This is a genomic window from Christiangramia forsetii KT0803, assembly GCF_000060345.1.
Taxonomy (GTDB): domain Bacteria; phylum Bacteroidota; class Bacteroidia; order Flavobacteriales; family Flavobacteriaceae; genus Christiangramia; species Christiangramia forsetii.
The window spans coordinates 1,908,925-1,935,157 of sequence record NC_008571.1 but is presented as its reverse complement, the minus strand read 5'-3'; the positions used below and the strand labels follow the sequence as shown (position 1 = coordinate 1,935,157).

Below are 26,233 nucleotides of genomic sequence, written 5' to 3'. Positions count from 1 at the left end.
TTATTTAGTTCCTAAGTAAATATAACCTTGAATTGGCTCGAAGTCACTGTTTCTTATCTCCAGTACGTAGAAGTAAGTTCCTGATGGTAGCTGATTAGAGCTTGTAAACGATGAATCTGAATAGCCATCCCAATTGTTCTGGTAATTTTTAGCATCAAATACTTTTGCCCCCCATCTGTTAAAGATTTTCAGGTCATAAGTAAAGCCACATTCAGTATCCAGATCTACTTCAAAGAAATCGTTGATATCATCATTGTTTGGAGTTACCGCTTTAGAGATGCTATCCTTAAGATCTTCAACGCTACAATCCAGGACAATACAGTCATCGTTTATAAGTACGCTCACCGTAGTAGTTGAAGGACAGTTTCCATCTATCTGATATTCGAAAGAATAAGATCCGACGGCTAGCAAAGATGGATCTACAAATCCATTATCAAGTGCACCGGTATTATTAACATCTACCCATACTCCCGTATCGTCGAAGTCTCCTGTAAATAATTCAAAAAGGTCGAAAGTTGAATCTTCTGTACAAAGATCAATAACTCCATTATTAGCAAGTTCTATCTCTTGAGCCACTGGATCTTCAATTGTAACAGTAGTAAATTCAGATAATTGACCGAACTCATCCTGAGCAACTATATCATATGTTCCAGGAGCAAGCGCTGTAAATATTCCTTCCGTTTGATAGTTTTCTCCATCGATGCTGTAAGAAAGACCTTCCTGCGCAGCAACTGCAATAGTTCCAGTTGGTACAGCACAAGTTGCCTGAGTTACATTAACTTCTGGAGCTTCCGGTGCAGGTGGCGGTGCAGGTGCTGGATCTTCATCGACAGTAACGGTAAAGCTACAGGTAGTAGAATTTCCAGATGCATCAGTAACAGTAAAGGTAACTTCAGTATTACCTACAGAGAATTCTTCTCCTGAAGCAATTCCTGAAGTCATTTCAACGGTAGTGCCTTCGCAGTTGTCTGTAGTGGTAACAGCTTCGTAATTTACTACCACGCTGGTAACACCATTTTCAACATTTACAGTCACATTATCCGGACATTCAATTACCGGAGCTTCATTATCATTTACAGTTACTGTAAAAGATGTCGTCGCAATATTTCCATTATTATCGGTAGCAGTATATGTTATTTCAGTAGTTCCAACCGGGAATATAGTTCCTGGTTCTAAACCTTCAGTAAGTAATACGCTTTCTACTTCACAATTATCGGTTGCACCAGGAGTATTGAAATCTGCAACAGCTCCACACATACCCTCTTCAGTATTTAAAGTGATGTTATCCATATCTTCGATTACCGGAGCCTCGTCATCGGCAACTGTAACAATAAAGCTACAATTCACGGAGTTTCCAGCAGCATCGGTTGCAGTGAAAGTAACGGTAGTAGCTCCAACAGGGAATACATCACCGGATTCTAATCCCGCAGTTTGCTCAACACTTACATCTCCAGAATTATCAAATCCAGCAGGAGTTTCAAAAGTTACCGCTGCTCCACAAATACCTGCATCTACATTCTGAGAAATATCAGAAGGGCAGGAGATTGTTGGATCTTCGTTGTCTTCAACAGTCACCGTAAAGCTACATTCTGAAGTATTTCCAGCAGCATCGGTTGCAGTGAAGGTTACCGTAGTGGTTCCAATTTCAAACTGTGATCCTGAAACAGGTCCGCCAGTTTGTTCAACACTTACTGAACAGTTATCAGTTGCAGTGGCATTAGTAAAGTCTACAGTTGCATAAGAAACACCAGTTTCAGTATCAACAGTCATATTAGAAGGACAGCTGATTTCAGGAGCTTCATTATCAACAATTGTCACGGTAAAGCTTTCCGTGGAAACATTTCCATTGATATCTGTTACTGTATAAGTTACTGTAGTTGTTCCTACCGGAAATTCTGAACCAGACTCGAAACCTTCAGTAATTACTATTGAATCAATTTCACAATTATCAGTAGCTGCAACAGTATTGAAGTTTACAACAGCTCCACAAATTCCATTATCATTATTCGTGGTAAGATCATCCATTTCTTCAAGAACCGGAGCTTCAGTATCTATTACAGTTACATCAAAGCTACAGTTCGCTGAGTTTCCAGCTTCATCAGTTACGGTGTAAGAAACGGTAGTAGTTCCAACCGGGAACACATCACCAGATTCTAATCCCGCAGTTTGCTCGATAGTGGCGAAACCTGAATTATCTGAGAATTCTGGAATTGTGAATTCAACAGCTGCTCCACAAACTCCGGCATCATTCGTTAGATCTATATCAGAAGGGCAGGAGATCGTTGGATCTTCGTTGTCTTCAACAGTCACCGTAAAGCTACATTCCGAAGTATTTCCAGCAGCATCGGTTGCAGTGAAGGTTACCGTAGTGGTTCCAATTTCAAACTGTGATCCTGAAACCGGTCCGCCAGTTTGTTCAACACTTACTGAACAATTATCAGTTGCAGTGGCATTAGTAAAGTCTACAGTTGCATACGAAACACCAGTTTCAGTATCTACTGTTATATTAGAAGGACAGCTGATTTCAGGAGCTTCATTATCAACAACTGTCACTGTAAAGCTTTCCGTTGAAACATTTCCGTTGATATCTGTCACTGTATAAGTTACTGTAGTTGTTCCTACCGGAAATTCTGAACCAGACTCGAAACCTTCAGTAATTACTATTGAATCAATTTCACAATTATCAGTAGCTGCAACAGTATTGAAGTTTACAACAGCTCCACAAATTCCATTATCATTATTCGTGGTAAGATCATCCATTTCTTCAAGAACCGGAGCTTCATTATCTATTACAGTTACATCAAAGCTACAGTTCACGGAGTTTCCAGCTTCATCAGTTACGGTGTAAGAAACGGTAGTAGTTCCAACCGGGAACACATCACCGGATTCTAATCCCGCAGTTTGCTCGATAGTGGCGAAACCTGAATTATCTGAGAATTCTGGAATTGTGAATTCAACAGCTGCTCCACAAACTCCGGCATCATTCGTTAGATCTATATCAGAAGGGCAGGAGATCGTTGGATCTTCGTTGTCTTCAACAGTCACCGTAAAGCTACATTCTGAAGTATTTCCAGCAGCATCGGTTGCAGTGAAGGTTACCGTAGTGGTTCCAATTTCAAACTGAGATCCTGAAACCGGTCCGCCAGTTTGTTCAACACTTACTGAGCAGTTATCAGTTGCAGTGGCATTAGTAAAGTCTACAGTTGCATACGAAACACCAGTTTCAGTATCTACTGTTATATTAGAAGGACAGCTGATTTCAGGAGCTTCATTATCAACAACTGTCACTGTAAAGCTTTCCGTGGAAACATTTCCATTGATATCTGTTACTGTATAAGTTACTGTAGTTGTTCCTACCGGAAACTCTGAACCAGATTCGAAACCTTCAGTAATTACTATTGAATCAATTTCACAATTATCGGTAGCTGCAACAGTATTGAAGTTTACAACAGCTCCACATATTCCATTATCATTATTCGTGGTAAGATCATCCATTTCTTCAAGTACCGGAGCTTCAGTATCTATTACAGTTACATCAAAGCTACAGATAGTCGAGTTGCCTGAAGCGTCTGTTGCAGTAAATTCAACAGTAGTAGTTCCTACCGGGAATACATCTCCAGGTACAGGACCTGCTGTTTGAACTATCTCAGCTCCTTCAGCATTATCTGTGAATTCCGGGATAGTGAAGTTTACAACAGCTCCACAAATTCCAGGGTCGTTATTAAGATCCATATTTCCAGGACATGCAATCTCTGGTCCTTCAGTATCGTTTACAGTGATCGTTACTAGCGCTGTATCGGTTCCTCCATTTCCATCAGAAATTGTATACTCAAAAGTATCTACTCCTGTAAAACTATCATTAGGAGTGTAAGTAACCGTTCCATCAGTATTAATTGTTACCTCACCATTGCCAGGTGTTGTAGTTTCAGTTACAACCAATTCACCTCCATCAATATCAGAATCATTCTCAAGAACTGAAACAATTACAGGTGTATCCTGATCTGTAGTTGCAGTATCATCCAAAGCAATTGGAGCGTCATTTACAGGATTTACCGTTACCGTTACCGTGGCCGTATCCTGAAGTCCTTCTTCATCCTCGATCGTGTAATCAAAAGTATCCTGTCCGTTAAAATTGTCGTTTGGAGAATAAGTAATTGTACCGTTCTCATTAATTGTTACAATTCCATTGTTAGGACTTGTAGTAGAAACTACGATAAGATCGTCACCATCAGGATCTGAATCGTTGTTTAACACTGCAATTTCTACCGCAGTATCTTCATCAGTATTTGCTGAATCATCTACCGCAATCGGAGCATCGTTCACCCCGCCAATAGTAATTGTTACTGTTGCAGAATCGAACCCATCATTTCCATCAGTAATGGTATACTCAAAAGAGTCGGTTCCATTATAGTTTTCATTTGGCGTATAGGTGATGGTTCCATTTTCATTGATCACTACCGTTCCGTTTTCCGGAGTAGTAGTTTCCGTTACAGAAAGTGGATCATTATCAGGATCTGAATCGTTGTTTAAAACTGCAATTTCTACCGCAGTATCTTCATCAGTATTTGCTGAATCATCTACCGCAACCGGAGCATCGTTCACCCCGCCAATAGTAATTGTTACTGTTGCAGAATCGAACCCATCATTTCCATCAGTAATGGTATACTCAAAAGAGTCGGTTCCATTATAGTTTTCATTTGGTGTATAGGTGATGGTTCCATTTTCATTGATCACTACCGTTCCGTTTTCCGGAGTTGTAGTTTCCGTTACAGAAAGTGGATCATTATCAGGATCTGAATCGTTGTTTAAAACTGCAATTTCTACCGCAGTGTCTTCATCAGTATTTGCTGAATCATCTACCGCAACCGGAGCATCATTCACCCCGCCAATAGTAATTGTTACTGTTGCAGAATCGAACCCATCATTTCCATCGGTAATGGTATACTCAAAAGAGTCGGTTCCATTATAGTTTTCATTTGGCGTATAGGTGATCGTTCCATTTTCATTGATCACTACCGTTCCGTTTTCCGGAGTTGTAGTTTCCGTTACCGAAAGTGGATCATTATCAGGATCTGAATCGTTGTTTAAAACTGCAATTTCTACCGCAGTATCTTCATCAGTATTTGCTGAATCATCTACCGCAACCGGAGCATCGTTCACCCCGCCAATAGTAATTGTTACTGTTGCAGTTGAATTATCACAGCTCCCATTTGTGATGGTGTAAGTGAATAAATCTTCTCCATTAAAATTCTCACTTGGAGTATATTCAAAAGTATTATCATCAGTTTGAGTTATAATACCATCTGAAGTCTGAGTAAATGAAACAATCGTTAAATCGCTATCCTCAGGATTGTTGTCATTTGCTAATACATTAATAGTAACAGATGTATCTTCATTTGAATTAGCTGTATCATCATTTGCAGTAGGGCCCATTGGTTGTTCAGCAATTTGAGCACTATTAGATTCTTCAGAAATACAGTCATTATTACTTGCCGTAGCAGTATATGAACCAGGAACTACATCTTCAAAAGTACCTTCAGATTGAGTATAGGCGGTATCATCACCTTCGTTATCAACTAAAGTATAAGTAAGCGTACTGTCATAATTTGTAATTGTAATAGATCCGGTGGCACTTGTACAACTAGCATCTGTTGCAGTGATAATTGGAGTGGTTGGAGTTTGCTCGCTATCTTCAATGGAAGCTGCAGCAGATATTGCGTTACAATCATCATTATTAACTCTTACAGTATAAGTACCAGGAACTACATCTTCAAAAGTACCTTCAGATTGAGTATAGGCGGTATCATCACCTTCGTTATCAACTAAAGTATAAGTAAGCGTACTGTCGTAATTTGTAATTGTAATAGATCCGGTAGCACTTGTACAATTAGCATCTGTTGTAGTGACAATCGGAGTGGTTGGCGTTTTATCACTTCCTTCAACTGTTGTTACAGAAGAAGTAGCATTACAATCATTGTTAGCTGAATTCACAGAATACTCTCCAGCTGAAAGTAATTCGAAAACACCAGATTCGCTAATTTTTTCAGCAGTAGGATTTCCTTGACTATCAAGTAAAGTATATGAAAGTGAATTGTCATAATTTGTAACTGTAATAGACCCAGGATTCTCACAATCAGCATCCGTTGCAGTAATAGTTGGAGTGGCTGGCGTTTCAGGTTGCTCATTAATTGTTACCGAAGTAGCATCGCTCACACATTCTTCCCCGGTAAACCTGGCGGTTACATTATAAGTATCGGCCGCTAGCCCTGAGAAAGTTCCATTAGTTTGATAATCTGTACCGTTAATGCTGTATTCCACCCCTTGTGTGATTGAAACAGTGAATGATCCTGTCGCTAAGTCACAAGTTGGCTGTGTAGTAGAAACTACTACTGGTGCATCCGGAGTATTTGGTTGTGGGTCGATTGTTACCGAAGTAGCATCGCTCACACATTCTTCCCCGGTAAACCTTGCGGTTACATTATAAGTATCGGCCGCTAGCCCTGAGAAAGTTCCATTAGTTTGATAATCTGTACCGTTAATGCTGTATTCCACTCCTTGTGTGGTTGAAACAGTGAATGATCCTGTAGCTAAGTCACAAGTTGGCTGTGTAGTAGAAGCTACTACTGGTGCATCCGGAGTATTTGGTTGTGGGTCGATTGTTACCGAAGTAGCATCGCTCACACATTCTTCCCCAGTAAACCTGGCGGTTACATTATAAGTATCGGCCGCTAGCCCGGAGAAAGTTCCATTAGTTTGATAATCTGAACCGTTAATGCTGTATTCCACTCCTTGTGTGGTTGAAACAGTGAATGATCCTGTAGCTAACTCACAAGTTGGCTGTGTAGTAGAAACTACTACTGGTGCATCCGGAGTATTTGGTTGTGGGTCGATCGTTACCGAAGTAGCATCGCTTACACATTCTTCCCCGGTAAACCTGGCGGTTACGTTATAAGTATCGGCCGCTAGTCCGGAGAAAGAACCATTAGTTTGATAATCTGAACCGTTAATGCTGTATTCCACTCCTTGTGTGGTTGAAACAGTGAATGATCCTGTAGCTAAGTCACAAGTTGGCTGGGTAGTAGAAGCTACTACTGGTGCATCCGGAGTATTTGGTTGTGGGTCGATCGTTACCGAAGTAGCATCGCTCACACATTCTTCCCCAGTAAACCTGGCGGTTACATTATAAGTATCGGCCGCTAGTCCGGAGAAAGTTCCATTAGTTTGATAATCTGAACCGTTAATACTGTATTCCACTCCTTGTGTGGTTGAAACAGTGAATGACCCTGTAGCTAAGTCACAAGTTGGCTGTGTAGTAGAAGCTACTACTGGTGCATCCGGAGTATTTGGTTGTGGGTCGATCGTTACCGAAGTAGCATCGCTCACACATTCTTCCCCAGTAAACCTGGCGGTTACATTATAAGTATCGGCCGCTAGCCCGGAGAAAGTTCCATTGGTTTGATAATCTGAACCGTTAATGCTGTATTCCACTCCTTGTGTGGTTGAAACAGTGAATGATCCTGTAGCTAAGTCACAAGTTGGCTGGGTAGTAGAAGCTACTACTGGTGCATCCGGAGTATTTGGTTGTGGGTCGATCGTTACCGAAGTAGCATCGCTCACACATTCTTCCCCGGTAAACCTGGCGGTTACATTATAAGTATCGGCCGCTAGTCTGGAGAAAGTTCCATTAGTTTGATAATCTGAACCGTTAATGCTGTATTCCACTCCTTGTGTGGTTGAAACAGTGAATGATCCTGTAGCTAAGTCACAAGTTGGCTGGGTAGTAGAAGCTACTACTGGTGCATCTGGAGTATTTGGTTGTGGATCGATCGTTACCGAAGTAGCATCGCTCACACATTCTTCCCCGGTAAACCTGGCGGTTACATTATAAGTATCGGCCGCTAGCCCGGAGAAAGTTCCATTAGTTTGATAATCTGACCCGTTAATGCTGTATTCCACTCCTTGTGTGGTTGAAACAGTGAATGATCCTGTAGCTAAGTCACAAGTTGGCTGTGTAGTAGAAGCTACTACTGGTGCATCCGGAGTATTTGGTTGTGGATCGATCGTTACCGAAGTAGCATCGCTTACACATTCTTCCCCGGTAAACCTGGAGGTTACATTATAAGTATCGGCCGCTAGTCCGGAGAAAGTTCCATTAGTTTGATAATCTGAACCGTTAATGCTGTATTCCACTCCTTGTGTGGTTGAAACAGTGAATGATCCTGTAGCTAAGTCACAAGTTGGCTGGGTAGTAGAAGCTACTACTGGTGCATCTGGAGTATTTGGTTGTGGATCGATCGTTACCGAAGTAGCATCGCTTACACATTCTTCCCCGGTAAACCTGGCGGTTACGTTATAAGTATCGGCCGCTAGTCCGGAGAAAGAACCATTAGTTTGATAATCTGAACCGTTAATGCTGTATTCCACTCCTTGTGTGGTTGAAACAGTGAATGATCCTGTAGCTAAGTCACAAGTTGGCTGGGTAGTAGAAGCTACTACTGGTGCATCCGGAGTATTTGGTTGTGGATCGATCGTTACCGAAGTAGCATCGCTCACACATTCTTCCCCGGTAAACCTGGCGGTTACATTATAATTATCGGCCGCTAGCCCGGAGAAAGTTCCATTAGTTTGATAATCTGAACCGTTAATACTGTATTCCACCCCTTGTGTGGTTGAAACAGTGAATGATCCTGTAGCTAAGTCACAAGTTGGCTGGGTAGTAGAAGCTACTACTGGTGCATCCGGAGTATTTGGTTGCTCATTAATTGTTACCGAAGTAGCATCGCTCACACATTCTTCCCCGGTAAACCTGGCGGTTACATTATAAGTATCGGCCGCTAGCCCGGAGAAAGTTCCATTAGTTTGATAATCTGAACCGTTAATGCTGTATTCCACTCCTTGTGTGGTTGAAACAGTGAATGATCCTGTAGCTAAGTCACAAGTTGGCTGGGTAGTAGAAGCTACTACTGGTGCATCTGGAGTATTTGGTTGTGGATCGATCGTTACCGAAGTAGCATCGCTCACACATTCTTCCCCGGTAAACCTGGCGGTTACATTATAAGTATCGGCCGCTAGCCCGGAGAAAGTTCCATTGGTTTGATAATCTGAACCGTTAATACTGTATTCCACCCCTTGTGTGGTTGAAACAGTGAATGATCCTGTAGCTAAGCCACAAATTGGCTGTGTAGTAGAAGCTACTACTGGTGCATCCGGAGTATTTGGTTGTGGATCGATCGTTACCGAAGTAGCATCGCTTACACATTCTTCCCCGGTAAACCTGGAGGTTACATTATAAGTATCGGCCGCTAGTCCGGAGAAAGTTCCATTAGTTTGATAATCTGAACCGTTAATGCTGTATTCCACTCCTTGTGTGGTTGAAACAGTGAATGACCCTGTAGCTAACTCACAAGTTGGCTGTGTAGTAGAAGCTACTACTGGTGCATCCGGAGTATTTGGTTGTTCTTTGATGATTATTTTTTCAGAATCTATAGATTCACAATCATTGTTATTTTTAGCGGTAAGGGTATAGTTCCCTGGTTCTAAATTTGTAAAACTCCCAGAGTTTTGAAATTCGCCACCATTTAAGCTATAGGTTAATCCTTGCTCAGTTCTTACACTAAAAGACCCGGTTGTAGTCTCGCAACTAGGTTGCATAATAGAGCTTTCTATTACCACAGGTGCATCAGGAACCTCTATAATTTCAAAATTTGCGTTGGTTGTTTGAGTACAACCATAAGAGACATAAGTATAGGACACTATGTAATTTCCAGGAATACTTTCAGAAACATTTACCTCGCCGGTTGAAGGATCAATTTTTAAACCTTCTGTACTGCTATATATTCCACCTTCAACACCATCCAGTGCTACACTGGCAGTTTCTATATCGCCACACACGGGGGTTGTTTCATAAACAATTGAAGCGGAACCAATTTGGAAATCTACACTAATAGGTTCTATAAAATCCTTTAATGTTGCATTGTCTTCATCTGAACTTTTAGTCTTTATAAAAACAGATTTAATGGCAACAGCTTCTCTACAATCACGGGCGAGTAATGCATTTACCGTATTCAGCGCAGCAGTTAAATTAACAGCTCCTTCAATAAATTGCAATGGGGAATAACTAGTATTACCATAAGCCCCTGCGGGCATAGGAGTAGAAGTTTGATTAACCTGTGCACTAGCACTAAGGCTTGTTTGTTCAACGAATAAAAATTCGTCTCCTACCTTTTTCCATAAATAATAGATTAACCTAGGATTATCACCTCCATTAGAATACTCCAGAGTAAGTAGAATATCATTGATAGTTCTACCTCCATCTGGACCGGCAGTCGAAAAGCTTCCACCATTTCCATTATTAGTTATGGTTAATGGAGATTGATAAAAAGCAAAGTCAATATAGGCGGTACCTACTGTTTTATTCCGATCAGCTCCTACAAACATCCATTGATTACCTAAGGCATCACTACTTAAGTGAAACATCCCATTGTTGATGTCTCCTTTGTCTATAGGATTATTTATAATTTTCCAGGTCCAAGTATTGGGATCATCGTTCCATTTTTCACCACCTTTAAAAACATTATCATTGGCGCCAAAAGCATCTTTTTTAAAGCTAGTGGTATTTGGATCAATAGGAGTACCATCATTTAATAATACATGTCCCCCAAATCCAGAATCACCTTCAAACCAATCTCCTATTCCCTTGGTTGTAAAATTAGATAATAGATCTCCATCAATCCCAAAGCCACCATTGGGTACTGCTACTTCTACAACTTCATCCACAAGCTGGGCATTCGCATTTTGAATAGTGAATAGAAATACGGCTAAAAAAGCCAGGGTTAGCCTTTTAGAAAAAGCATTCAATATCCTTTTTTGAGATATTGAAAATAGACCAGTAAATTTTGAAATAGTAGTTTTCCAAATCATATCAATAATGTTTAGAATTATCAATTCTGTTTATATCGTTCTTAGCGATGATGTTTTAATAATTTCAATAATTTGACTTTCAAATAAAATCGCTTTTATCTGATTTGGGGAGTCCAGTATTTTTTAAAAAAAAGTAAGGGTAATAACACCTTTAGTCTTGAGGGACTACTTAGAGAAGTGTGGGGGTGACTCTATAGTGGCGTAATTATGAAGTAAATCTATCACAAGAAAACCGGTATCGTATGGGATATTTTGATTTTTAGATATAACGTGGAATAAATTCGTTAAAAGACACTTAAAATGATTTTTGAGACTGAATATAATACATTATAACTGCTGTAAATTGTAGGAATTTTGTAGGAATCAATTAAAATTTATAAGGGAAAACCCTTAAATAGTGAATGAAAACAGCTGTTTAAATAGTTGTTTTTTAAGTGATTAAGGATTGTATTTATGTAGTCCTATTTATGGTTCATTGAGAGTTGTTTCTGTACTAATATTTATGAAAATAATTGCGCTTCAACGAAAATATTTGCTGCAAACCCTAAAGCATCTTTAATTAGAATAAAAAGATTTCAGCCTTGTTTAATAAACTTGTAAATTGCATTAAACTATCCTTCAAAAAATGGAAAAGGACTTAGCAAATTATCGAAGATCATACGAAAAAGGAGAATTACTGGAACGGGATATTCCAGACGATCCGTATATATTATTCGAATCCTGGTTTAATTTAGCCGATAATTCCAAGAATGTTGAAGAAGCAAATGCTATGAGTATTTCTACGGTTGGTAAAGATTTGATGCCAAAAACCAGGGTAGTTTTATTAAAAAGTTTTGATCCAGATGGCTTATATTTTTACACTAATTACGATTCTGTAAAAGGAAGAGATCTCGATGAAAATCCAAAGTGTTGTATTTCTTTTTTTTGGCCTTCTCTCGAAAAACAGATCATTATACAAGGTGAGGTCGTAAAAGTTAGTAGTAAAAAGTCCGAAGAATATTTTCATTCCAGACCGCGAGGTAGTCAGCTAGGGGCTCATGCTTCAAACCAGAGTTCGGTAATTCCTTCAAGAGAGTATCTTGAAGAGAGGTTAACAAAACTAGAGCAAAAATATCTTAAAAAGGAAATTCCAAAGCCTAAAGAATGGGGTGGATTTTTATTCAAGCCAGTTGCTTTTGAATTCTGGCAGGGTAGGGCAAGCCGTTTACATGATAGGATCTTGTTTACAAAAAAAGATGATAATTGGAAAATTGAAAGATTAGCACCATAATTATGAAAAGATTGATTTTAGTTAGGCATGGAAAATCCTCATGGAATAATAATCTTCCAGATCACAAGAGACCTTTAAAGAAAAGGGCATATAATGATGCAAAAATTGTTATTAATGCCTTTAAGCATTTTTATGAATCCGGCGCTTCCTTTAGAACCAGCTATGCTGTAAGGGCACACGAAACGGCAAAATTATTTAAAGAAGCTTTGAATGTACCAGAACAGGACTTTAAAGTTCTGGAAGAACTGTATACTTTCAATCAAAATGATCTTTTATCGGTAATAAAATCTTCTTCAGATAAAATTGGTAAACTTATTGTTTTTGGTCATAATCCAGCCATGACCATTCTGGTAAATTCCCTGGGAGATAAAAAAATTGAAAACCTTCCTACAACAGGATTATGTGTGATAGATTTTGAAGAAGACTCCTGGGAAGATTTGCGAAATGGAAAAACGATCTTAACCTTATTTCCCAAAAACTTACGATAAGCTTTTATGGCTGAAAAACGTTATATAAACAGAGAGTTGAGCTGGTTATCTTTTAATGCCAGGGTTTTACAGGAAGCGGCTGATGAGACTGTACCATTGATAGAAAGGCTTAGATTTCTTGGAATTTTTTCAAACAATCTCGACGAATTTTTTAAAGTACGTTATGCTACGGTAAAACGTATAGACCTTGCAGGGAAAGCTGGGAAAAAGGTGCTTGGAGGAATAAAAGCGAGCAAACTTTTAGAGGAAATTACAAAGATAGTGATAGATCAACAGTCTGAAAGCCTCAAAATATTAGAGGATATTCAAACAAAATTGAGGGATCACGATATTCATATAATTAAAGAGGATCAGGTAACCAGAAATCAACAGGACTTTATTAAGAACTTTTTTCTTAGCAAAGTAAGCCCAGCCTTAGTGACCATAATTCTGAACGATCTTCCCGAGATGCCATCATTAAAGGATAGTGCTGCATATTTAGCAGTAAAAATGGTAATGACAGATGAAACCGAGCCTGCTCAGGGTATTTCAAAAATTCTAAATAAATCAACAAAAGAAAAGAGGTACGTTCTAATCGAGATTCCGAAGAATATAGAACGTTTTGTAGTGCTGCCAGAAGAAAATGGAAAGCAGTATATAATTTTATTGGATGATCTTATACGTTATAATCTCAATACTATCTTCAATATTTTTAAATATGAAAGTCTTTCCGCTCACATGATCAAAATTACCAGAGATGCGGGATTGGACCTGGATAGTGATTTGAGTAAAAGCTTTATTGATAAAATTTCAGATAGTGTAAAAGACAGAATCAAAGGAGATCCCGTAAGATTCGTTTATGATAAGAATATAGATACTGATACCCTCACGTATCTTATGAATAAAATGGGAATTGAATCTACAGATAGTATTATTCCCGGTGGTAGATATCATAATCGTCGGGATTATATGGATTTTCCAAGCTTGGGAAGGGGAGACCTTCAATATGAAGTGAGAGAGCCTTTGCCTATTCCCGGTTTAATTCTGCAAACAAGTGTACTAAAAGGAATTGCAGAAAAAGATTATCTTTTATATACACCCTATCAGAGTTTTGCCTACGTGGTAAAGTTTCTTCGGGAAGCCGCTTTGGATCCTAAGGTAAAAACTATAAAAATCACTATTTATAGACTGGCAAAGATATCTCATATTGCCAGTTCCCTTATAAATGCCGTAAAGAACGGAAAAAAGGTTACCGTTCAAATTGAGCTTAGAGCCCGTTTTGATGAAGTTGCCAATATCCGGTATGCAGAACAGATGCAGGAAGAAGGCGTGAAGCTAATTTTTGGAGTGCCGGGACTTAAGGTTCACTGTAAAACCTGTATAATAGAAAGGGAGGAAGAAGGTAAATTAAAGAAATATGGTTTTATAAGTACAGGGAATTTCAATGAGAATACGTCCCGTTTATATACCGATTATACTTTATTCACCGCAGATGCTTCAATTTTGAAAGAAGTGAACCTGGTTTTCGACTTTTTTGAAACGAACTATAAGGTAAATAAATACAAGCATCTTATTGTATCTCCGCATTATACCAGGAATACCATTTATAATTTGATTCAGAATGAGATTGATAATGCTAAAAATGGAAAGCCTGCTGGTATTCGTCTAAAACTGAATAGTCTTTCAGATAACGGTGTAATTGATAAGCTTTATATGGCAAGCAAAGCAGGTGTTAAAGTTAAATTACTTGTGCGCGGCATATGCTGTTTGATTCCAGGAGTTGAAGGACTAAGCGAGAATATTGAAGCTATTAGTATTGTAGATAAATTCCTGGAGCATCCTCGAGTCTTTATATTTGACAATAAACAAGATCCACGGGTTTATATATCTTCCGCAGATTTTATGACAAGAAACCTGGATCAGCGAGTAGAAATTTCATGTCCTATTTACGATAAAGATATTAAACAGGAACTCATTGAGACTTTCGATATAAGCTGGAAGGATAATGTGAAAGCAAGAAATCATTGTCGCGGCATGGAAAATCCATACCGTAAAAGTACAGGCCCGAAGGTAAGATCTCAGTTTGCCTTATATGATTATTATTTAAAAAAAATTGACATTAACGAGTAATGATAAATCAAAAAACATACGCAGCGATTGATATTGGTTCTAATGCCGTAAGACTATTAGTGTCTACCATTACCGAAAAAGAAGGCAAGGAAACAAACTTTAGAAAGACTTCACTGGTAAGAGTGCCAATTAGATTGGGTGCAGATGTCTTCTTAAAACAAAAAGTTTCTGAAAAAAACACCACAAGAATGATCGATACCATGCATGCTTTTAAATTAATTATGAAGTCACATGGAGTAGAAAAATATAAAGCCTGTGCAACATCAGCGATGAGGGAAGCAAAAAATGGAGCTGAAATTGCCGATATTATAAAGGAAAAATCAGGAATTGAAATTGAAATTATAGATGGAAGTCATGAAGCGGCAATTATTGCGGCTACAGATTTGCATGCGCTTATTCAAAATGACTGTAATTATTTATATGTAGATGTAGGTGGTGGGAGTACGGAATACACGATGTATAGCAATGGAAAAACTGTTACCTCAAAATCCTTCAAAGTGGGAACGGTAAGAATGATGGAAGATCTTGTAGAACACAAGACCTGGGAAGAGATGCAGCAATGGGTGAAGGAAACTACCAGGGAATATGATGATATAGACCTTATAGGCTCAGGAGGAAATATAAATAATATTTTCAAAACGAGCGGTAAAAAAGAGGGGAAGCCTTTAAGTTTAAAATATTTAAAGGACTATGACGAAAAATTAAATTCCCATACATATGAAGAAAGAATCACAGAGCTTGATCTTAAAAATGACAGGGCAGATGTGATTATTCCTGCTTCTAAAATATATGTAAACTCTATGAAGTGGGCTAGAGCTAATTGGATCTATGTGCCAAAGATTGGTCTGGCAGATGGGATTATCAAGTCACTTTATAATGATACTAGATCTAGGAAAAAGACCTAGCCGTGAATACTTTCATTTTCACCCAAGTCTTTCATGATAGCGCCCTCGAACTCTAAAAGGTCCTGCCATTTTTTATCTACAGTTTCCCGGTCACCATACTGCCTCGCAAATTTCAAAAACATGGTATAGTGATTCGCTTCACTTACCATAAGATCACGGTAAAATTTAGCCAGCTCCTTATCCTCAAGTTCCTCAGAAAGTAGTCTGAATCGCTCGCAACTTCTTGCTTCTATTAATCCCGCAATAAGAAGACGGTGAACTAATTGGGTGCTTCTGCTTCCCCCTTTAGGGAAGAACTCACGTAGTTTTAATACATATTCATCTTTTCTATCCCAACCCATGCTGAATCCCATTTTAAGAAGACGATCATGCACCATCTTAAAATGTCCCATTTCTTCCCTGGCGAGGGCGGTCATGGCTGTGACCAATTCAGAATATTCTGGATACGTTACAATCAAAGAAATTGCCGTAGACGCTGCTTTCTGTTCGCAGTATGCATGGTCTACAAGTATATCTTCAATATTTTTTTCTGCGATATCGGCCCATCTGGGATCTGTTGGTAATTTTAGTCCTAACATAATTAAACGTCTAAATCAAATGTTGCCCTTAATTTATCAAGTAGCGGGTTTGCCTCTTTTAGCTTTTCATATTTCTCCTGTGGAGTAAAAGCATATTTTCTGGAAGTGGCTTCATCTACATGAATAATAAGGCTAATATGCGTGTTTCGTAAATGAGCTTTTAAATAGGTCATCAACCTGTTTTCTTCTCTTTCGAGATCCAGTTTCATGGTCTCATTTGGGAAAGTAAGATGAATGTTCCTATCTTCCAGAGTTGGAATCTGCGATTCAAAAATAGAAGCAAGTATTTTTTCTCCTTTTCTCTTTAATTTTTCGGTGTAATTTTTCCACTGTTTAACAAGATCTTCTTCATTAAAATCATCATCCATCACTTCCTCTACAGGCATCATCGCCTTTTGCTGCTCAGCAAGTTCTTTTTTCCTGCCAATACTTTTAATGGAGAGGCCAGAGACCTTTTCCCTTTTAATATCAGGAAAAGCTTTTTTTGCAGGTTGGGTTTCTTTTGAAGGTTCTTCTGCAGCAGTCTCGAAGGCATCCTTATCGTCCTGATTTACAATTTCAGAATTAGAAGTTTTTGGTTTTTCTGAATCTTCTTCACCTGTTTTTTGAGCTTCATTTTCAGTAAAATCACTGATTTCAGTTTTTTTCTGAATTTCAGCTTCTTCAGGTATTTCTCCTACGGAATTTATTTCTGCAGGACTTTCTTCTGAATAATAAGGCTCTTCATTTTCTTTTGCGCAGGTTTCAGTGGCAACTTTAGGTTTGGGAATTGAACTTTCTTCTGAAGGAGAAGAAATATCATGTTCATTTTCTCTAACAAGTTCTTTTTTTTCAGAAGGAATGCTTACTGCTTCCTGTTCAAAATTTGAAGCTGGAATTATTTTCCGGTCAGACTTTTTTTTTTCTGAATCAAAGGTGATAGAAGCAAGTTGCATCATGCAAAGCTCTACCAGCAATCTTTGATTATGACTGCTCTTATATTTGAGATCACAGGAATTAGCAAGCTCTATAGCTTCAAATAAAAACTGATGTGAAGCTTTTTGGGACTGCTCGAAATATTTGGCTTTTGTTTGTTCTCCAACCTCTAGAAGAATAATTGTTTTTTGATCTTTGCAAACTAACAGATCTCTGAAATGGGATGCAAGACCGGCTATAAAATGATGTCCGTCGAAACCGCTGGATAAAATATCATTGAATTTGACCAGTAATTGTGGAATATTATTTTCAAGAACAAGGTCGGTTACCTCCATATAGGTATCGTAGTCCAGAACATTTAAGTTTTCTGTAACTGCCTGCCTTGTAAGATCATTTCCACTAAAACTAACAACTCTATCATAGATGGAAAGAGCATCACGCATGGCGCCATCTGCTTTCTGGGCAATAATATGTAAGGCGTCATCTTCCGCATTTACGCCTTCCTGTTCAGCGATATGGGCTAGGTAATTTTTTGCATCGGTAACGGTAATTCTTTTGAAATCGAAAATCTGACAACGGGAGAGTATCGTTGGGATAATCTTATGCTTTTCTGTAGTTGCCAGGATGAAAATAGCATGTTTTGGTGGCTCTTCCAGTGTTTTCAAAAATGCATTGAAAGCCGATGCAGATAACATATGCACCTCATCAATAATATAGACCTTGTAATTCCCAACTTGCGGAGGAATTCTAACCTGATCGATTAAATTTCGAATATCATCTACAGAGTTATTAGAGGCGGCATCCAGTTCAAAAATATTGAATGCGAAATCCTCATTGGGATCCTGCGTTTCCTTCTGATTGATCATTTTTGCAAGAATACGAGCGCAGGTAGTTTTACCAACCCCACGAGGTCCCGTAAATAATAATGCCTGAGCCAGGTGGTTATTATTTATGGCATTTGCCAGGGTATTTGTGATAGCCTGCTGGCCAACGACATCCTTAAAGGTTTGTGGCCTGTATTTTCTTGCCGATACTACGAAATGCTCCATCAAAAAGAATTGAACTACAAATATAAAAATCACAGGGCTAAACTCTTGTGAAAGGAGGCTTATTTATGAACAAATACCGGAAGAAATCAACATAAAATCACTTACATTTGCGGCAAGCAGGCCGCCTTATCGTTCCGACATTTCCCGATAGCTATCGGGATCGGAGAGGAAAGTCCGGACACCATAGGGTAGCATAATGGGTAACGCCCATCGGTCGTGAGATTAGGACAAGTGCAACAGAAAGAATGTACAGGTTAAGCTGTAGTGAAACCAGGTAAACTCTATGCGGTGCAATGCCATGTAAACCGGCATCTAAGGATCGCCCGTCCGTTGCCGGAGGGTAGGCAGCTAAAAATTAGTGGCAACGCTAATTTCAGATAAATGATAAGGAGCCCGATCAATTATCGGGTGACAGAATCCGGCTTACAGGCCTGCTTTTTTATTCTTCAATTTTCTTGTAAACTCTTACATAATCAATAATAAACTTCTGGGGGAAAATTTCGGGATTTACTTCTCCCGCCCAGTTTCCTCCAAGTGCCAGGTTAAGGATTAAATAGAAAGGCTTTCTAAAAGGATTGGTCTTTTCTCCGGCTTGATCAATATCAAAACTGTGATATACAGAATTGTCAATTAAGAATTCGATCTTTTCATCGGTCCAGCTAACCGAGTACACATGAAATTTTTCGGAAGGATTATCTAATAACCGGGTTCCGCCATTAGATGTAATTCCCTGCGGATTATCCCAGGGATAATGAACGGTAGCATGAATTTCATCTGGAACCTTACCAACATGTTCCATAATATCAATCTCCCCGGCATAGGGATATTCAATCTCTTCGAAATTAGCTCCTAACATCCAGATTGCCGGCCAGACGCCCTGTCCCTTTGGAAGTTTTGCTCTTACCTCTACACGACCATACTTAAATTCGAATTTATCTTTGGTGTTGATACTTCCGGAAGTATATTCTGCGAATTCGGTATTTATACGGTAGTTTTGTACTTCAGGATCAAACCTTTTATTCTTGATTTTTTCTTTCCGGGCAATGATTTCCAGCTTCCCATTTTTAATTCTAAGATTTTTTTTTCTTTTAGTATAGATCTGTTCCTCGAGATTTCTAATAAATCCGGTTTCGTAATTCCATTTTTCAGCATCAGGTTTTCCGGAATAATTAAATTCCTCATTCCAGATCAATTTATAATTTTGAGAATGCAGCATTTGAATAAATAAGATAGTGAGAATTGAAAATGCTGAAATTTTTTTCATCGGAAGTTAGTTCGACTTTAGAACTCTATTTGCCCAGACTATTGCCTCTTCCTTATTTTGAAATAATTCGAACGGAACGGGAGAAAACTGCTTTTCAAAATTAGCAGTTTTAAGTTTATCTATATTTTCACTAATAACGCCAACTCCTTGTAAAGTATTAGTCTTTATTAAATCTATATAGATAATAGGATTCACGTTATAATTGTGCTTCCTGTTTGCGATATATATAAATTTACCTTCGTTAAAGTGTTTAGCACAAATGGACCTCAATTCACTAATATGTTCTTTTTCGAAAAGTACATCTTCTTTTACCGTGGAGATAACTATGGAATCGTAAAAATCCAGCCTGGTAAAGCTAAGCTCTAATGTCTTTGTAGATTTGGTCATAGTTGAAGATAAGTAATTATTCAAAGAAACTAAAAACGGAACTTCCATATTTACGACTTTCCTTGAAATTTTCAAGTTTTGAAAGATCGGTGTGTTTAGAATGTTCAATAATCAATTGTCCGTCTTCATGCAACATATCATGCTTAAAAACTAACTCAGTAATTTTAGCGAATTTTTCATCTTCAAAATTGTAAGGAGGATCTGCAAATATAATATCTGCTTTTACCGGGGCTTTCTCCAAATATTTAAAAACATCACTTTTAATAGTGATAATGGGGAGTGCAAGTTCAGCTGAAGTCTTTTTAATAAATTTCACACAGTCGAAGTTGGCATCAACAGCAGTAATATTTTCAGCACCCCTTGCTCCAAATTCGTAAGCGATGTTCCCGGTTCCGGAAAAAAGATCTACAATGCTAAGCTCTGGAATATGGTAGTAATTATTCAGAATATTGAAAAGTGCCTCCTTGGCAACATCGGTAGTAGGTCTTACCGGTAATTTTGAAGGTGCAGTGATCCTTCTTCCTTTATGAGTTCCTGAGATAATACGCATTATAATGACTTTATTAAAAGATACTCTGAAAGTTCTTGTGTTGGTTTACTTTTCGTCTCAAACTGAAATGAATGAAATGGCCTCATAAATGAAATATTCTTAATATAGTTCCAGGCGATTTTGTACTCTTCAGAATCTTTCGAGATCTCACCAAATAAAATGAGCTCAAATTCATGTGGATCTAGATTTAACTGTTCTGCAGTGAATAAGAGGTAATAAAGAAAATCTTCCTTAGTATCATATTCAAAACTATTGGCAAAGATCAGTTTTCCGTTTTCAATCACTATTAACTCATAAGAATTTAAGTGTGAATGTAAATAAACCTGGGGCTTAAGCTTCTTATTTTCCAGGCCCAATAAAGATTCAATAAGTACACTTAAACTATGCCGATATTCAAACTCCCCGTATTTATCAAAAAAGTAATTAATGATATTCGCATAAGGAATGTAAATATTTACGATTTCGCTATTGATTTTGTCAAAGGCTATAAAGTCGGTTTTAAGAATCTTAGTATTAAACTTAAGGTAGCTGGCGGCATTATCTTCATCAAATAATTCCTCGGGAACAAGAGTAAACAGGCTACTGGAGAATAAAAGAATCACTTCATCCACCGGTTGTTTTAGAGATTCTTCCTGTTCATAGGTAATCTCAATTTTCGAGAGTACTTTAATAGGATCCAGTTGTTTTTCAAACTGAATTTTCTTGAAATATATAATTTTGTTATCCTGCTGATTTAGGATACAAAAAGAAAGTCCATTCAAGCTAACCTGAATGGACAATTTCTTATAGTTTGTATTTTCTCTAATTGTCTTTATCTCCTCCATATCGGTCAAACCCATTACCACTCGTGCTAACTTCGGTCATAGAACCAACACTTATATAACGGCCATTAACGTCATCAACAGATTGCACTTCATTTTCCTGAAGAATTAAAGTTTTATCCTGATCTGAAAGTACTACTGCCTTGGCAACTTTCGCCTCGAACACGGGGATTTTGTTGTCTCCCTTAGTAATTGTTCCAGCTTCAAGTTCGAACTTTGCATCTACACCATCAATTGGCACATTCATCATAGTACGATATCTCTCCTCATTCCCTTTAAATAAAGAATCTTTAACTGGAACGAATCCAAGCGTATCAACAATCACTTTTTCTATATATTGATCTACACCGTAAGTCTTCTTATATTCCTCATCAAGTAAGGTAGTATCACGACGTTGAGTAATAGCAAATTCGGCAGTATCAACAAATCTTACCAGTTTGTCCCAATCTCCCTGGAACTGTCCGGTCACCTCTTGGTGCGCTAATTCTGCGTTTCTAATGTCTTTAAGGTTTTTGATGACCTTGGTGTATCTTTTCTCTTTAACCTTGTTAAATTGAATCGGTTCGTAAACCGCGTTGAAAGTAAGATATGCCAGGAAGATAATCACCAACCAAAGAAGTATCTGTATTACAAATCTCATGCTTTAATAGTTTATGTTTTAATTTGAAGGTTATTGGTTACACGCAAATCTACAACTTTTTTTTATTCGTAAAAGTTTCTGCCATAAAAATCCATTCTTATCTTTGATATTTTATGCACTTTCTATGGAAAAAACTACTCCGGATTCATTTTTTAAATTGTTAGTTGAAGATCTTGGATTTACAGCAACAGATAAACAGGATGTAGCTTTACAGATGTTGTCTGAATTTGTTGTTAATGGTGGAAAAGACAGACTTTTTCTTTTGAGAGGATTTGCCGGAACAGGTAAAACAACGATCATCAGTACGTTGGTTAAAAATCTTTGGAAAATAAGAAAATCAGGGGTTTTGCTGGCACCAACAGGACGTGCGGCAAAAGTGATCTCCAATTATTCTAAAAAAGAAGCCTTTACTATTCATAAGAAAATCTATTTTCCGAAGAAGTCGAGTGGAGGAGGAGTACAGTTTACACTTCAACCCAATAAGCATAAAAACACCCTGTTTATAGTAGATGAAGCTTCCATGATTTCTGATGATGGGGGGAATTCCAAATTATTTGAAAACGGTTCTTTACTGGATGATCTCATTCAATATGTCTATCAGGGTCATAATTGCCAGTTAATTCTTATTGGTGATACCGCACAGTTACCACCTGTAAAGATGGATTTAAGTCCTGCGCTGGAAGAACAAAAGCTGGAATTAAATTATAATAAGGAAGTTACTTTTATTGAGCTTGACGAAGTAGTCAGGCAAAGTGAAGAGAGCGATATTTTGCATAATGCCACATTAATTAGAGAAAGCCTACAGGAAGAATTTTACGAAAGTTTTAAGTTTGAGCTTTCAGAAAATAAAGATGTAATTCGATTGACTGATGGCTATGAAATTATGGATGCTATTCAGGATTGCTACAGTTCAGACGGTTATGAGGATACCAGTATCATTGTTCGTTCTAATAAGCGGGCAAATATGTATAATCAGCAAATTAGGTCCAGGATCCTTTTTCAGGAAGAAGAACTTTCTGCCGGTGATTATTTAATGGTAGTCAAGAATAACTATTTCTGGGTGAAACCTACCAGTGAAGCAGGTTTTATTGCCAATGGAGATATAGTAAAAGTTTTAGAGATCTTCGGATTTAAAGAACTTTATGGGTTTCGATTTGCAGAAGTTCAGGTACAGATGGTAGATTATCCAAAGATGCGGCCTTTTGAAACGGTGATCATGCTGGATACGTTAACCAGCAATACTCCGTCCCTTAGTTATGAAGAATCAAATAAGTTATATGAAGAGGTGAAAAAAGATTATGCCAATGAACGATCTAAGTATAAACAGTTTATGAACATTAAGAATAATAAATACTTTAATGCTCTTCAAATAAAATTCTCTTACGCTATCACCTGTCATAAATCACAGGGTGGGCAATGGAAGAATGTGTTTATTGAGCAACCTTACCTGCCAAATGGTGTTGGAAAAGAGTATTTAAGGTGGCTTTATACTGCGATGACCAGGGCACAGGATAAATTATATCTCATTGGTTTTGGAGATGATTTTTTCGCTGCTAACTAATTATTACTTTTACTGAAAATATTAAATGAAAGAGCCTTCTAAAAATCGGATTGTTGCGATGATCCCAGCCCGTTACAAAGCTTCCAGATTTCCAGGTAAATTAATGAAAGACCTAAATGGTAAGACAGTGATTGCCCGTACGTATGAAGCTGCGGTAAATACAGAACTTTTTGATGAAGTCTATGTCGTTACAGATAGCAATAAGATTTTTGATGAAATAGTGAATGAAGGCGGACAGGTAATAAGGAGTAAAAAGGAGCATGAATGTGGGAGTGACCGTATCGCTGAAGCTGTTGAAAATATGGACGTGGATATAGTTGTAAACGTTCAGGGGGATGAGCCATTTATAGATAAAAATAGCCTTGCGAAACTCCTGAAGGTTTTTGAACAGGAAGGAGCAGAAGAAATAGATCTTACATCTTTAAAAACACCATTGAAAGATAGCGATGATATTACCAACCCTAATAATGTAAAGGTAATCACCGGGAAAGATGATTTTGCCCTTTATTTTTCAAGATTTCCAATTCCGTATCGCAGGGATACTTCTGCAAATGTCACATACTACAAACATATTGGTATTTACGCATTTAGAAAATCTGCACTAATGGATTTTTACCGCTTGCCCATGTTACACCTGGAAGCTGCGGAAAAAATTGAATGTATACGCTATCTTGAATACGGTAAAAAGATCAAGATGGTAGAAACCAGTGTGAAAAGCGTAGGTATAGATACTCCGGAAGACCTTGAAAAAGCCAGGAAACTGTTGAGTTAATTACTAACAGCTTCCTTATAGGTTTTTAAAGCTCTTTCTCTGGCTTCTTTGTGATCTACCATTTTTTCAGGATAGTCGTCGGTTCCAAATTCTGGAACCCACTCCTTTATGTATTCTTTATCCTTATCGAATTTTTCAATTTGTGTGGTAGGATTGAAAATTCTGAAATAGGGAGCCGCATCCACGCCGCTACCGGCAACCCATTGCCAGTTTCCGACATTCGAAGACATTTCGTAATCCAGTAATTTTTCAGCAAAATAAGCTTCGCCCCAACGCCAGTCTATTAATAAGTGTTTACAAAGAAAAGAACCTACGAGCATTCTTATTCTATTATGCATAAACCCAGATTCATTTAATTGTCTCATCCCCGCATCGACAAGTGGATAACCGGTTTTACCCTGTTTCCATAGCTCAAACTCATCTTTATTGTTTCTCCATTCAATTCTGTCGTATTTCTTTTTAAAAGCTTCTGTTACCGTATCCGGAAAATGGAAGAGTATTTGCATAAAAAATTCCCGCCACACCAATTCATCCAGAAAAGTCTTATTACTCTCCTCATCTGCATCTCTAATCATTTGCCTAACGCTCACCGTTCCAAATCTTAAGTGAGGTCCTAATCTTGAAGTCCCCTCTACGGCGGGATAATCACGCTTATCTTTATAATCTTTTATTAAACCGGGGGTGACCTTATAATCAGGAACTTTTAAAGAAGATTTTTTAAATCCAATATCTGCCAGGCTCAAATTTGGAAGTCGGCTGTTTTGATAAAAATTATCCATATACCTTGTGGTGTAATGGAAATCAAGGTCTATCTTACTGAATTTCTCCCTCCATAAATTTTTATAGGGAGTATATACCACATAAGGATCTCCATCTTTTTTTACAACTTCATCTTTTTCAAATATTACCTGATCTTTAAAATCTTCAAATTCAATATCATTACCAGACAAAATCTTAGCAATCTTTTGATCTCGCTCTTTAGCATAAGGCTCATAATCACGATTCGTAAAGACCTTTTCAATTTCGTAATCTGAAATTAAGTTCTTGAAAACTTTTTCCGGTGTTCTATAAAAAATAGCAATGGAACTTCCATGATCCTCTTGAAGTGTACTCCGCATTTCTTGAAGTTCTTCAAAAATGAAAGTTACCCGAGCATCATCTTCGGGTAGTTTTTCCAGTATTTCATGATCAAATATGAAAATAGGTAATACTGGTAAATCGCCTTGGAGCGCTGCTTTTAATCCGGCATTGTCATCAAGTCTGAGATCTCTTCTAAACCAAAATATATTTACTTTTTTACTCATTAATTGCTGTTTATCGTTGATAGACCTCCATCTACTCCAAGAACCTGACCGGTGATCCAGGAGCTGTTCTCACTTAATAAGAAAGCAGCCAGATTGGCTATGTCTTTAGGTTCTCCAACCCGTTTTAACGGATGTCTTTGATCCATTTTATTTCTTTTATCATCGTTTGATAAAAGCTTTTCAGCTAAAGGCGTGTCGGTCAATGAAGGTGCGATGACGTTTACTCTAAAATTGGGAGCATATTCTGCTGCCATGGATTTTGCAAATCCTTCAATGGCTCCTTTTGCAGCCGCAACACTTGTATGAAAAGGCATTCCTACTTTCACTGCAACCGTACTAAAAAATACCAGGCTTGCCTGATCTGAATTTTTTAGTTTATCAAGTACACCATGGACACATCTAACCAATCCGAAGAAATTAAGATCCATTTCTTTTTCGAAACTCTCAGGTTTCATCATTTTAAAGGGCTTGAGGTCGATGCTTCCGGGACAATACACCATACCGTCTATAGTATCTGGCAGATCTAATTCTGAAATATCATCTTTCAAAACATCGAATTCTAAATGAGTGATTTTATTGGTGTCTAACTTGCCTTTATTTCTAGAAGCTATTATAATATTATTATTCTGATTTAAAAGTTCTGCTATTTGATATCCAATTCCGGTGGAACCTCCTATCAATAAAATATTCTTTTTCATTT

At 38.0% G+C, this 26,233-nt stretch carries 16 protein-coding genes and 1 other RNA gene; 7 read left to right on the top strand and 10 right to left on the bottom strand.

All coding sequences use genetic code 11. From position 1 onward, the window contains the following. On the bottom strand, window positions 1-10,920 hold the full coding sequence (locus GFO_RS17655) for a T9SS C-terminal target domain-containing protein (RefSeq protein WP_041250063.1): 10,920 nt from the start codon (window positions 10,918-10,920) through the stop codon (window positions 1-3). 625 nt (window positions 10,921-11,545) lie between these two features. On the opposite strand from GFO_RS17655, the gene pdxH reads away from it, so the two are divergent. From pdxH to GFO_RS08605, 4 genes are read left to right on the top strand one after another with little or no spacing between them, the layout of a single operon-like run. Further along, complete coding sequence (pdxH, locus tag GFO_RS08620; protein WP_011709713.1) at window positions 11,546-12,190, top strand: pyridoxamine 5'-phosphate oxidase; 645 nt, start codon at window positions 11,546-11,548, stop codon at window positions 12,188-12,190. Window positions 12,191-12,192: 2 nt separating this feature from the next. Further along, on the top strand, window positions 12,193-12,678 hold the full coding sequence (locus GFO_RS08615) for a SixA phosphatase family protein (RefSeq protein ID WP_011709712.1): 486 nt from the start codon (window positions 12,193-12,195) through the stop codon (window positions 12,676-12,678). A gap of 6 nt (window positions 12,679-12,684) precedes the next feature. Next, window positions 12,685-14,787: a polyphosphate kinase 1 gene (gene ppk1, locus GFO_RS08610; RefSeq protein WP_011709711.1), complete on the top strand. Its 2,103-nt coding sequence runs from the start codon at window positions 12,685-12,687 to the stop codon at window positions 14,785-14,787. Further along, on the top strand, window positions 14,787-15,692 hold the full coding sequence (locus GFO_RS08605) for a Ppx/GppA phosphatase family protein (RefSeq protein ID WP_011709710.1): 906 nt from the start codon (window positions 14,787-14,789) through the stop codon (window positions 15,690-15,692). Before ppk1 ends, GFO_RS08605 begins: the two co-directional genes overlap by 1 nt. On the opposite strand, the gene GFO_RS08600 is transcribed toward GFO_RS08605, so the two are convergent. Both GFO_RS08600 and dnaX read right to left on the bottom strand, forming a co-directional pair. Further along, a complete protein-coding gene (locus tag GFO_RS08600; protein WP_011709709.1) occupies window positions 15,689-16,270 on the bottom strand; it encodes a MiaE family protein in 582 nt (193 codons plus the stop codon). The two genes, GFO_RS08605 and GFO_RS08600, sit on opposite strands and share 4 nt — an antisense overlap. A gap of 2 nt (window positions 16,271-16,272) precedes the next feature. After that, window positions 16,273-18,234, bottom strand: a complete 1,962-nt coding sequence (gene dnaX, locus GFO_RS08595) for a DNA polymerase III subunit gamma/tau (RefSeq protein ID WP_011709708.1) — start codon at window positions 18,232-18,234, stop codon at window positions 16,273-16,275. A gap of 113 nt (window positions 18,235-18,347) precedes the next feature. Here dnaX and rnpB point away from each other — a divergent pair. Continuing rightward, an RNA gene (gene rnpB / locus GFO_RS17400) (RNase P RNA component class A) lies at window positions 18,348-18,676 on the top strand. Here rnpB and GFO_RS08590 read toward each other — a convergent pair. Genes GFO_RS08590 through GFO_RS08570 form a run of 5 tightly spaced genes read right to left on the bottom strand, consistent with a single transcriptional unit; the run spans window position 18,674 to window position 21,896 of the window. Further along, window positions 18,674-19,498 (bottom strand): glycoside hydrolase family 16 protein, encoded by an 825-nt coding sequence (locus tag GFO_RS08590; protein WP_011709707.1) that lies wholly within the window; start codon window positions 19,496-19,498, stop codon window positions 18,674-18,676. The two genes, rnpB and GFO_RS08590, sit on opposite strands and share 3 nt — an antisense overlap. A gap of 6 nt (window positions 19,499-19,504) precedes the next feature. Beyond that, complete coding sequence (locus tag GFO_RS08585) at window positions 19,505-19,885, bottom strand: hypothetical protein (RefSeq protein ID WP_041250314.1); 381 nt, start codon at window positions 19,883-19,885, stop codon at window positions 19,505-19,507. A 16-nt stretch (window positions 19,886-19,901) separates the two neighbouring features. Then, window positions 19,902-20,435: an RsmD family RNA methyltransferase gene (locus GFO_RS08580; protein ID WP_011709705.1), complete on the bottom strand. Its 534-nt coding sequence runs from the start codon at window positions 20,433-20,435 to the stop codon at window positions 19,902-19,904. Next, on the bottom strand, window positions 20,435-21,274 hold the full coding sequence (locus GFO_RS08575) for a DUF3822 family protein (protein ID WP_011709704.1): 840 nt from the start codon (window positions 21,272-21,274) through the stop codon (window positions 20,435-20,437). The genes GFO_RS08580 and GFO_RS08575 overlap by 1 nt, the downstream gene beginning before the upstream one ends. Next, window positions 21,237-21,896 (bottom strand): hypothetical protein, encoded by a 660-nt coding sequence (locus GFO_RS08570; protein ID WP_011709703.1) that lies wholly within the window; start codon window positions 21,894-21,896, stop codon window positions 21,237-21,239. Before GFO_RS08570 ends, GFO_RS08575 begins: the two co-directional genes overlap by 38 nt. A gap of 124 nt (window positions 21,897-22,020) precedes the next feature. On the opposite strand from GFO_RS08570, the gene GFO_RS08565 reads away from it, so the two are divergent. Next, window positions 22,021-23,457: an ATP-dependent DNA helicase gene (locus GFO_RS08565; protein WP_011709702.1), complete on the top strand. Its 1,437-nt coding sequence runs from the start codon at window positions 22,021-22,023 to the stop codon at window positions 23,455-23,457. A 25-nt stretch (window positions 23,458-23,482) separates the two neighbouring features. Beyond that, on the top strand, window positions 23,483-24,229 hold the full coding sequence (gene kdsB, locus GFO_RS08560; protein ID WP_011709701.1) for a 3-deoxy-manno-octulosonate cytidylyltransferase: 747 nt from the start codon (window positions 23,483-23,485) through the stop codon (window positions 24,227-24,229). Here the strand turns inward: kdsB and GFO_RS08555 are convergent. Together GFO_RS08555 and GFO_RS08550 are read right to left on the bottom strand one after the other, a co-directional pair. After that, the gene (locus tag GFO_RS08555) at window positions 24,226-25,533 is read right to left on the bottom strand and encodes a cryptochrome/photolyase family protein (RefSeq protein ID WP_011709700.1); all 1,308 of its coding nucleotides are present in this window, start codon (window positions 25,531-25,533) and stop codon (window positions 24,226-24,228) included. The genes kdsB and GFO_RS08555 overlap by 4 nt on opposite strands. After that, window positions 25,533-26,231, bottom strand: coding sequence for an SDR family NAD(P)-dependent oxidoreductase (locus GFO_RS08550; protein WP_011709699.1), 699 nt, complete (start codon window positions 26,229-26,231; stop codon window positions 25,533-25,535). The genes GFO_RS08555 and GFO_RS08550 overlap by 1 nt, the downstream gene beginning before the upstream one ends. Between the last annotated feature and the right edge of the window lie 2 nt (window positions 26,232-26,233).